This window comes from Neobacillus sp. MER 74, assembly GCF_023714155.1.
In genome coordinates, this window is the sequence record NZ_JAMAUV010000009.1 from 175,488 (window position 1) to 183,913 (window position 8,426).

The following is an 8,426-nucleotide window of genomic DNA, read 5'->3' on the forward strand; positions in this document are numbered from 1 at the left end:
TCAATTAAATGTATTATCCTTTTAAAATTGGAAATACTTTATCAATGGCTTCCTGTAATTTTTTACTATTTTTAGTAAACATTTCCTTAGCCTCCTTTACTTCTGTTCCAAGGGCAAACATTTCTAAATCCGCTTGACATTTTTTCAGGGTCGAAAAAATTAAAGGTCTTTCTTGAGGAGATGCCACTTGTAATTTATCATCAAAAAGATCAACCGTTAACTCCCCATAAGAATTTACCTGTCCAAGAAAAACATTTTCAATCGTTACCCCCAGCTTTTCCAATTCGATATGTAACCAAGCTCGATTTCGTCCAATTGTCGAAAGTGGTTCATCCAATATTTCGCCATCCATAATCACGTTTTGAGGCTCCTTGATTGATGCAACCGATACGTTTACATCCTTTGCTGTTAAAGGTTGATTTTCCTTTTTCAACATGACGGATAAATCACCGGTTGCTTCTAATATCGCGAATTCTACATCAAAAACCTGGTAAACATCCTTTTTTCGGAGTAATTCTAGTAATTCATCTGTTGTGTATCTTTCCTTTTTTAAGTTATCTTCCATAATTTTTCCATCTTTAATAAAGATAGTTGGTTTCCCTTCTATAAAATCACGGAATTTTTTACTTTTTAAAGCAATAAGACCACCTATATATGGTATAGCTGCCATAACTAGAATGGCTAATCCTCCTATAATGATACTATGTTTTACTTCAAGGATCACGACTGCTGCAATTCCTCCTATTGTAATACCTGTTACATATTCGAAGAAGGAAAGTTGGGATAGTTGCTTTTTGCCTAGAAGTTTTGTGATAAAAAACAGAACAATCATAAACAAAATAACTCGAAAAACAACATTCAGCCAAAGAGGCATTAGTAGACCCTCCCTTAAAATCCTTTATACTCCACGGAACCGGCTAATTTAAACATATTGCCACCAACACCTAACACATATCCTTCGGTTCGATGTTCAATGGCTGCTGATATAATGGCATTCCCAAACCCTGTAACAGGTACTGCTGTTCCAGCTCCTCCAAATTGTGCAATTCGATCATACACTCCGAAACCTGTAAGAAGCATTGCAATAAAAATTAACGTTCCCACTGTTGGATTTCCAGCCGTTTGGTCTGTAAAATCAAAATAATATATATATAAATTTTGAATAACTTGACCAATTAGACAGATAAGTCCCCCTATTAAAAATGCTTTGAAGCAATTTTTAACTACTGGCCTTTTTATTTCTCGTTGTTTTTGAATATCTTGATATTCCTGTTGAACAGGTGATAACTGTTTCTTTTGATTATTTGACATCGGTACACCCCCTATCCTCTTTACGTTTGTTCCTTCATTAGACTTTTGATTTTATTAATATCCTTTTTTAATTTTTTCATCGTCGTGTTATCTTTTTTTAATCTTTGTTCTAGTTTATCAAGTTCCCAATACATTTTTTGGTCAGTCGAAACGGTGACTTGATGATTTGGATACATTTTTTCTATGTCAGATTGTACTTCCTTTTTAATTTTCTTTAATTGAAAACGATCAAAATTGTCAACCCTTATCCCTACTAAAAGGTCTTTATCCATATTGACTGCCTTTACATCAGAAATTCCTTCCTTCATGACAATCTTTTCTTTTGTATGATTAGCGACAGATTGGTTGATTGGCTTGCTGGTATGTACTTGTGAAATACTCAAATGATCATTATCCTCAACCAACTGATTTTGAGTACTATTACAACCCGATCCAAATCCAATAACTGTAAAAATCAAGAGAAAAATTTTCAATTTTGTTATGTTATCTTTCATGAAATCACCTCTGATTTTTATCCATTATTAAAAGGCTGGCGAATACTCAACCAACCTTTTTTAACCTTATTTATTATTGTTGTTTGTATTGAGGTTCTTCTTGTTCAATTTCTTGAACACGTGGCTCAATACTGTCTACAACGGATTGAGTTTGGTTAGCGGCATCTTGGTAAAGTTGCTTTGCTTGTTGATTATCTGTACTGAGAGCAAAAGTTTCAAAGCTAGCCTGTGCACTTTTTAATCCCGCTAGAGCTGTCTTAACGTCATTAATAACTGTCATGAATATCACCTCCTATAGTTTTTTTGTTTGGAACCTTTCTTAGAATGTATGAGGATTGAGATATTTATTCATACAAAGGTTTTAAAATTTGAATTATATATTTATTAAATTTTAGGAAATAATACTCTTGGCAAATCAAGGGATGGAGGTAGTGTAAATTGGACAGTTGAACCTTTAAAAACTGATTAAAGCACAATTATTTTACAATTCGAGGGGAATTTTCCTTTTGAGAAGCATGGACTGGTATGCTTTTTTATTTTGAAATGGAGTATTGAAGCAGTTTGTATTTTTCAATAAATAATAAAAATGAGGTAGACGGAGTATGCATAAGGACTATCTTGAAACTATTTTAGGACCAAAACCACGAGCAAGGTATAAACAATTTAATAGAAATATAAATCAGTATTTTTCCAATCCTATCATTCATAAGGAAATTAATGGTGATAAAGTATATGTTGCCTTGGATCTAGACAGAATCTGGAATAGGATAAATTAATATTTAGTTAAGCGACAAATACTCCCCACCTGCTGCGTATAGGTGGGTAGTATTTAATGCCTATGGTGAAACCAAAGGGAGGATATGTGCTGGAATCTACTTCCGATGAAGAAAATGCATTTGACGCCGCAAATGAACGATAGAGGTTTTCTAAACGATGCCTTAACTACGGATTCTTTAATGAATGGAACCTATCAACCGAATCCGGTCCGTCGAGTCGAAGTCCCGAAACCGAACGGGGGAGTAAGATTATTAGGTATACCTACCGTGACAGACCGTTTTATTTAGAATTTTATTGCTGTATTTCATCAAATTTCCTTTTAGACTATCTGAATAATAAAAGAATAAACGAAGAAAATAATTTAGAAAATCAAAATGGAAAGGGCGGTAAAAATGAATCTTAAGTGGTTAAGACTAGTACCAACAGTGTTTCTTTCTATGTTCCTGTTATTGGGGTGTAATAATGGAGATGAGGATAAAAATCCACCACCACCTGAAGTGGATGTAAGTCCAGGGACAGAAGAACCAATTGAAGATCCTAAAGACGCAGTAGATCCAGATAATATTGATGAAAATAATGTAAACATTGATACAGAAGAACCAATTGAAGATCCTAAAGACGCAGCAGATCTAGATAATATTGATGATAACAAAATAAACACTGATACAGAAGAACCAGTTGAAGATCCTAAAGATGTAAAAGACCCAGATAATATTGATGAATAAGTTAAAACACCGTTTGTTCTCAAACGGTGTTCTTTATGTATCAAGATTCGAGGATGATCATAAGACATTTGATGATAAGATTGATGTATTTTTTTTACTGCCTTTCTTAATGAAAGCCTTTTTTTATTTTCCACGTATTTCCTTCATTAAAATTCAAACCGTAAAACAAGCTAATAATAAAATGATTTAGAGGTGTCTTATGACAAAAATACCAAAGTCCTTATTGTTTACTGTTTCCATTTTTATTTTTTTATCCATAGGGTTACTATTCTTAGGAAAAAATACAAGAAACGAAGAGAATCAAGGAAATAAAACAGCTGCTGTCAAAAACAGATTGAATCCCTCTATAACCCGTGTTCAAAATGTTGAAAACGAAAAAAAGGTTCTTCAAATAAACAGCCTTTCCATGGGTCAAACCATAAAGAATCAATTAAGAAATGATCCTTCCGTTTTTCTAATTAAACACAATGAAAAAACGGAGAGTCATTATATTAAGAAAGAAGTAAATGTTACATTCAAGACTCTTCCACCAACAGAGGAATTAGAATCGATGGCACGGGAAATAAATGGCAAAATCATTAAAAATCTAAATTCTACGATTGTTTTTCGTTCTAATAAGCTTACGACCAAGGAACTTATTGAATATTTTAACAGACAGGCTATTGTTGAATTTGCTGAACCCAATTATCTTTATCTGCAAAATCAAATTGAACTTCCGAATGATTTGCTGTATAGAGAACAATACCAATGGAACTTATCGGCAATTCAAGCAGAAGCAGGCTGGGATATCACAAAAGGGGATGAACATATTATTATTGCTGTTATAGACACTGGCGTTGATCTGGACCATCCTGATTTGAGAAGACGATTAACAAATGGTTATAATGTACTGTTGAATAATGATTTCCCTGATGATGACAACGGGCATGGCACCCATGTATCAGGAATCATTGCATCGGAAACAAACAACCAAGAAGGCCTTGCTGGTGTCACCTGGTATAACAAAATAATGCCTATAAAAGCAATGAATGCTGAAGGGTATGGGACGACCTTTGATATAGCAAAAGGGATTTTTTGGGCAGTGGACCATGGAGCAGACGTCATTAATATGAGTTTGGGCAATTATCAGTATTCTTCACTTTTAAAAGAGGCAATCGATTATGCATACAATAAAAATGTTGTCTTGATTGCTGCAGCAGGAAATGAAAATACTATGCAACCGAGCTATCCAGCTGCTTTTCCTAAGGTTCTAAGTGTCGCCGCCGTAAGTTACACAGGACAACGTGCCCCATTCTCAAATTATGGAGATTATATCGATGTTTCAGCTCCCGGAGTCCAAATTCCGAGCACCTATTTTAACCAGCAGTATGCGTCCCTTTCAGGCACCTCTATGGCTTCACCACATGTAGCGGGACTAGCAGGTCTAATGCTTTCTGCAAACCCTAATTTAACTAACAAAGAAGTAATAGACATTATTAAGAATTCTGCTTATGATTTAGGAATCCCTGGAACGGATAACGATTTCGGTAGTGGTTTAATTAATGTAAAGAATGGATTGGAAGCAGCCCAAAATCAATAATCGGAAACTCTCACTCTGTATGGATATTCCTCCGATCTGCCACCCGCCGGAGTCATCCAATATTAATTAATATAGTTGTTCAAAAAAGCCCTTAGATTTAAATGATCTATGGGCTTTTCGTATGCATTAAAAGGGATACATCAAATTTTTACGGCTATACCGACTAAAAGAGGTACCTTGCTCCATTTACCTCTGAGAAAGAGAGGGAAGGTTCCATCTAAAGTATATTCCTCAAGTGATTGGGAAATTTAGTAAAGAATGTGAACCTGCCTGCAGCATTTTAATTATTATGAAAGAGAGGAAATTTATTGTTACAACTAAAAAAGTTATATTCAGATCTTCAAAACCAAACTGAAAAAGCAATAAAGGAAATAGAAAATTCTGATCACCCGATTGCGATTTTACTTCAAACTATTTTGAGAGAGCAACTGGAAATGATTAAAAAGCTAATGCAAGAGCTTGCAAATGATGGGGCCGAACTAAAGAACATAACAGAATTTCTGACTATTATTTATCATGATAATGAAATAGCCAACCCTACATTTCGAGCATGGAAAAGAGCGGTTGAATGGATGAGTCTTCCATACCAGGAATCAGTGAGTAATTTGGAGCCTTTGTTCCAGGAGATTAAGACCAACCTTGAACACGCAGCTGCCGAATTGGAAAGGATTTATGGGGCTGAGCAAACGAAGTATATCATTCCTTCTTTTTACATATCTGCCCTTCGCTAACAGCAAAATCCTTTATCTCACAACTAATATCCAAGGAGGAATTTCAATGTCCTGGGAAACTGAAAGAACCGATATAAATGTGTACAGCCAGGGAGATATCGATGAGTGGGTGTACAGTACTTGTAATATATGCTCAATCGGCTGCGGCTGCTATATAGCTGTGAAAGATGAGAAGATAGTTGGAATCAAGGGAAACAGTGCCCATCCCATTAACAGAGGCAGACTTGGCCCCAAAGGGGAAAATCAGTGGTATGCCAACAATAGCCCCGATCGTCTGTTAACTCCCCTGATCCGTGATTCTTCCGGAAAGTTGGTTCCTGCAACATGGGATGAGGCGATGAATTTAATAGTAAAAAAAGCGACCGATTCTCTAAAACAGAAAGGGTCAAATAGCATAGCCATCTATTCAACCGGACAAGGTCTCTTAGAGGATTACTATACAATCGCAAAGATTGGCAGGGCCGGCTTGCAAACTCATTTGCTAGATGCCAATACCCGGCTTTGTACAGCTACCACCGAATTTTGCTTACTACAATCATTTGGTGCAGATGGCAGTCCAACTTCCTTTGATGATGTAGACGAAACTGAAACGCTCATGTTGTTTGGACACAATGTAGCTGAAACGGGTACAGTGCTTTTTGAACGGATAATGGACCGTAAGAAGAAAACAGGAAAACCGTTCATTATCACTGTTGATCCTAGAAGAACACTGACAGCAAAGGCCGCGGACATCCATCTTCAGCTTTATCCTGGAACAAATGTGGCTCTTATAAACGGAATCCTTTATCTGATTTTAAAAAATGGCTGGATTGATCAAAACTTTATTGATAATCATACAATTGGGTTTCAAGAAATGGAGGAATCCGTAAAAAATTGGACCCCGGAGAAAACGTCTGAAGTAACGGGGGTACCTATCGACTTACTCCTGCTTGTGGCAGCACAGCTAGGGAAAACTCCATCACTTATCACCACCACTCTGCAAGGAATCTATCAAAGCGCTGATGCGACAACAGCTTGTGTCGCCATCAATAATTTGCATTTGATTAGAGGGTTAATTGGCAAGCCAGGCTGCGGACCATTCCATATGGCAGGACAACCAAGCTCATCCGCTAACCGGACAGCAGGCGGAGTGGGAACTTTTCCAGCACAGCGGAATTCGGCCAACCCGTCACATATACAAGAGATGGCAAGGCTATGGAATATGGATGAAGCGAAACTTCCGGTGGGGCCGGAAAAAGGGATTGAGGAACAAATTGATATGATGGAAATGGGCCAAATCGGCTTCTTTTGGAATATCGGCACCAATCCCATGGTTTCTCTTCCGAATAGACGGCGGGCCAAAGCAGCATTTGAAAAAACATTCGTTGTAGTTCAGGATCCTTTTTTAACTGAGACGGCGACCGTTGCCGATGTTGTTCTGCCAACTGCTTTATGGGGAGAAAAAGAGGGAGTGATGGAGAATACAGATCGAACGATTAATTTATTAAGAAAAGCCGTAAACCCTCCGGAAGGAGTAAGAACGGATTTTGAAATTTTGTTAGATTTTGCAAAACGTATGGGCTTAAAGGATCGTGATGGAAATCCGTTAATTGCTTACACAACAACAGAAGAGTGCTTTGAAGAGTGGAAAAATGTCTCTCGTGGCCGTCCTTGTGATATGACCGGAATAACTTACGACAAGTTAGAAAAGTATAATGGCCTTCGCTGGCCTGTAAATGAAGAGCATCCTGAAGGTACAACCAGACTATATACTGATTTTAAATTTCCTACAGAAACAGAATATACCCAAAGTTTTACGAAACATCAATTTACAGGACGGCCTTTAACAAAACAAGAATATGAAAGGAAAAATCCAAATGGCCGGGCCATCCTTTATCCAATCACCTATTTGCCACCTGCTGAACAGCCAACAAAAGAGTATCCAATGTGGCTGACAACAGGACGACTTGTTTGGCATTGGCATACCAGGACAAAGACCGCACGCTCACCTCTTTTGCATGTAGCTGCTCCCCAAGGATATGTGGAAATCAATGAGGCAGATGCGGAGTTACTTTCGCTTCTTCCCGGAGAACTTATTCGTATCTCGTCCCCACGTGGATGGATTGAGGTTCCTGCAAGAATTGGAAATGTGGTACAAAAAGGACTAGTATTTGTTCCATTTCATTTTGGCAGTTGGGAAAGACGGGAAGCTGCAAATGAGTTAACAGCGGATTTTACCGATCCATTATCCAAACAGCCAACATTTAAGCAATCAGCATGTAAAATCGAAAAGTTGCGGACCCAGCATATCGTTACGGAAGAAGATACTTTGCAATCGCTGGCTAATCAATATGGCATATCCGTTGATAATCTACAAAAAGCCAACGCATTCATTTCGCCCTACGATATTCAAATGGGAAAGATACTTGAGATACCGGCATCAACCATAAATGTACCAATACCACCGTATTTACCAGAGTTGAAGGATGGCTCGTTTTAAAAAGGGATTTTTAATGAGGAAGGGAAGCATGATTATTGCTTCTCTTTTGTTTTGATCTCGTCCATATCAGGACAACTTTCATCGTCCATTTCCGCCATCATCATTCGTCCATAACACCATCATCTTTGCATATAGAAAAACTTATTAAGGAACATGCACTAGAAAAAATATAAATCATATATAGGTGATATCCCGTTTGAATGGGTAGTGTCAAAACTTCTATGAAAAAGTGACCTGAAGTTTTTTTCTTCTCTCTTTTTTGTAGTGGAGGTACCCGCAATCGCTCTTGACAAACACACCAATGGTTTGAGGTTCCTTTAACAAGGGCGA

9 protein-coding genes are annotated in these 8,426 nt (G+C 37.4%); 5 read left to right on the plus strand and 4 right to left on the minus strand.

What is annotated here, in order from left to right; genetic code table 11:
• Positions 1–13: 13 nt before the first annotated feature.
• The 4 genes from M3610_RS16715 to M3610_RS16730 all read right to left on the minus strand — a co-directional run bounded on the left by M3610_RS16715 (position 14) and on the right by M3610_RS16730 (position 2,085).
• Positions 14–874, minus strand: coding sequence for a DUF421 domain-containing protein (locus tag M3610_RS16715; protein WP_251460754.1), 861 nt, complete (start codon positions 872–874; stop codon positions 14–16).
• Between the two features lie 14 nt (positions 875–888).
• Positions 889–1,311, minus strand: coding sequence for a stage V sporulation protein AC (spoVAC, locus tag M3610_RS16720; protein ID WP_098576325.1), 423 nt, complete (start codon positions 1,309–1,311; stop codon positions 889–891).
• A 20-nt stretch (positions 1,312–1,331) separates the two neighbouring features.
• Positions 1,332–1,805, minus strand: a complete 474-nt coding sequence (locus M3610_RS16725; protein ID WP_251460756.1) for a YhcN/YlaJ family sporulation lipoprotein — start codon at positions 1,803–1,805, stop codon at positions 1,332–1,334.
• A 73-nt stretch (positions 1,806–1,878) separates the two neighbouring features.
• A complete protein-coding gene (locus tag M3610_RS16730; RefSeq protein WP_098576323.1) occupies positions 1,879–2,085 on the minus strand; it encodes a DUF1657 domain-containing protein in 207 nt (68 codons plus the stop codon).
• A gap of 580 nt (positions 2,086–2,665) precedes the next feature.
• Between M3610_RS16730 and M3610_RS16735 the strand changes: the two genes are divergently transcribed.
• From M3610_RS16735 to M3610_RS16755, 5 genes are all read left to right on the plus strand, one after another.
• The gene (locus tag M3610_RS16735; RefSeq protein ID WP_180230234.1) at positions 2,666–2,869 is read left to right on the plus strand and encodes a hypothetical protein; all 204 of its coding nucleotides are present in this window, start codon (positions 2,666–2,668) and stop codon (positions 2,867–2,869) included.
• A gap of 105 nt (positions 2,870–2,974) precedes the next feature.
• The gene (locus M3610_RS16740; protein WP_098576321.1) at positions 2,975–3,307 is read left to right on the plus strand and encodes a hypothetical protein; all 333 of its coding nucleotides are present in this window, start codon (positions 2,975–2,977) and stop codon (positions 3,305–3,307) included.
• Between the two features lie 199 nt (positions 3,308–3,506).
• Complete coding sequence (locus tag M3610_RS16745; protein ID WP_251460758.1) at positions 3,507–4,886, plus strand: S8 family peptidase; 1,380 nt, start codon at positions 3,507–3,509, stop codon at positions 4,884–4,886.
• Positions 4,887–5,194: 308 nt separating this feature from the next.
• Entirely contained in the window at positions 5,195–5,617 is a 423-nt protein-coding gene (locus M3610_RS16750) for a hypothetical protein (RefSeq protein WP_098576677.1), read from the plus strand.
• A 46-nt stretch (positions 5,618–5,663) separates the two neighbouring features.
• Positions 5,664–8,096, plus strand: coding sequence for a molybdopterin-dependent oxidoreductase (locus tag M3610_RS16755; protein WP_251460760.1), 2,433 nt, complete (start codon positions 5,664–5,666; stop codon positions 8,094–8,096).
• Positions 8,097–8,426: the final 330 nt, after the last annotated feature.

What these genes read in the sequence shown, in the direction of transcription:
- M3610_RS16745 (WP_251460758.1), top strand. Translation starts at nt 3,507, where the DNA reads ATGACAAAAATACCAAAGTCCTTATTGTTTACTGTTTCCATTTTTATT.
- M3610_RS16735 (WP_180230234.1), top strand. Translation starts at nt 2,666, where the DNA reads ATGTGCTGGAATCTACTTCCGATGAAGAAAATGCATTTGACGCCGCAA.
- spoVAC (WP_098576325.1), bottom strand. Translation starts at nt 1,311, where the DNA reads ATGTCAAATAATCAAAAGAAACAGTTATCACCTGTTCAACAGGAATAT.
- M3610_RS16755 (WP_251460760.1), top strand. Translation starts at nt 5,664, where the DNA reads ATGTCCTGGGAAACTGAAAGAACCGATATAAATGTGTACAGCCAGGGA.
- M3610_RS16730 (WP_098576323.1), bottom strand. Translation starts at nt 2,085, where the DNA reads ATGACAGTTATTAATGACGTTAAGACAGCTCTAGCGGGATTAAAAAGT.
- M3610_RS16715 (WP_251460754.1), bottom strand. Translation starts at nt 874, where the DNA reads ATGCCTCTTTGGCTGAATGTTGTTTTTCGAGTTATTTTGTTTATGATT.
- M3610_RS16740 (WP_098576321.1), top strand. Translation starts at nt 2,975, where the DNA reads ATGAATCTTAAGTGGTTAAGACTAGTACCAACAGTGTTTCTTTCTATG.
- M3610_RS16725 (WP_251460756.1), bottom strand. Translation starts at nt 1,805, where the DNA reads ATGAAAGATAACATAACAAAATTGAAAATTTTTCTCTTGATTTTTACA.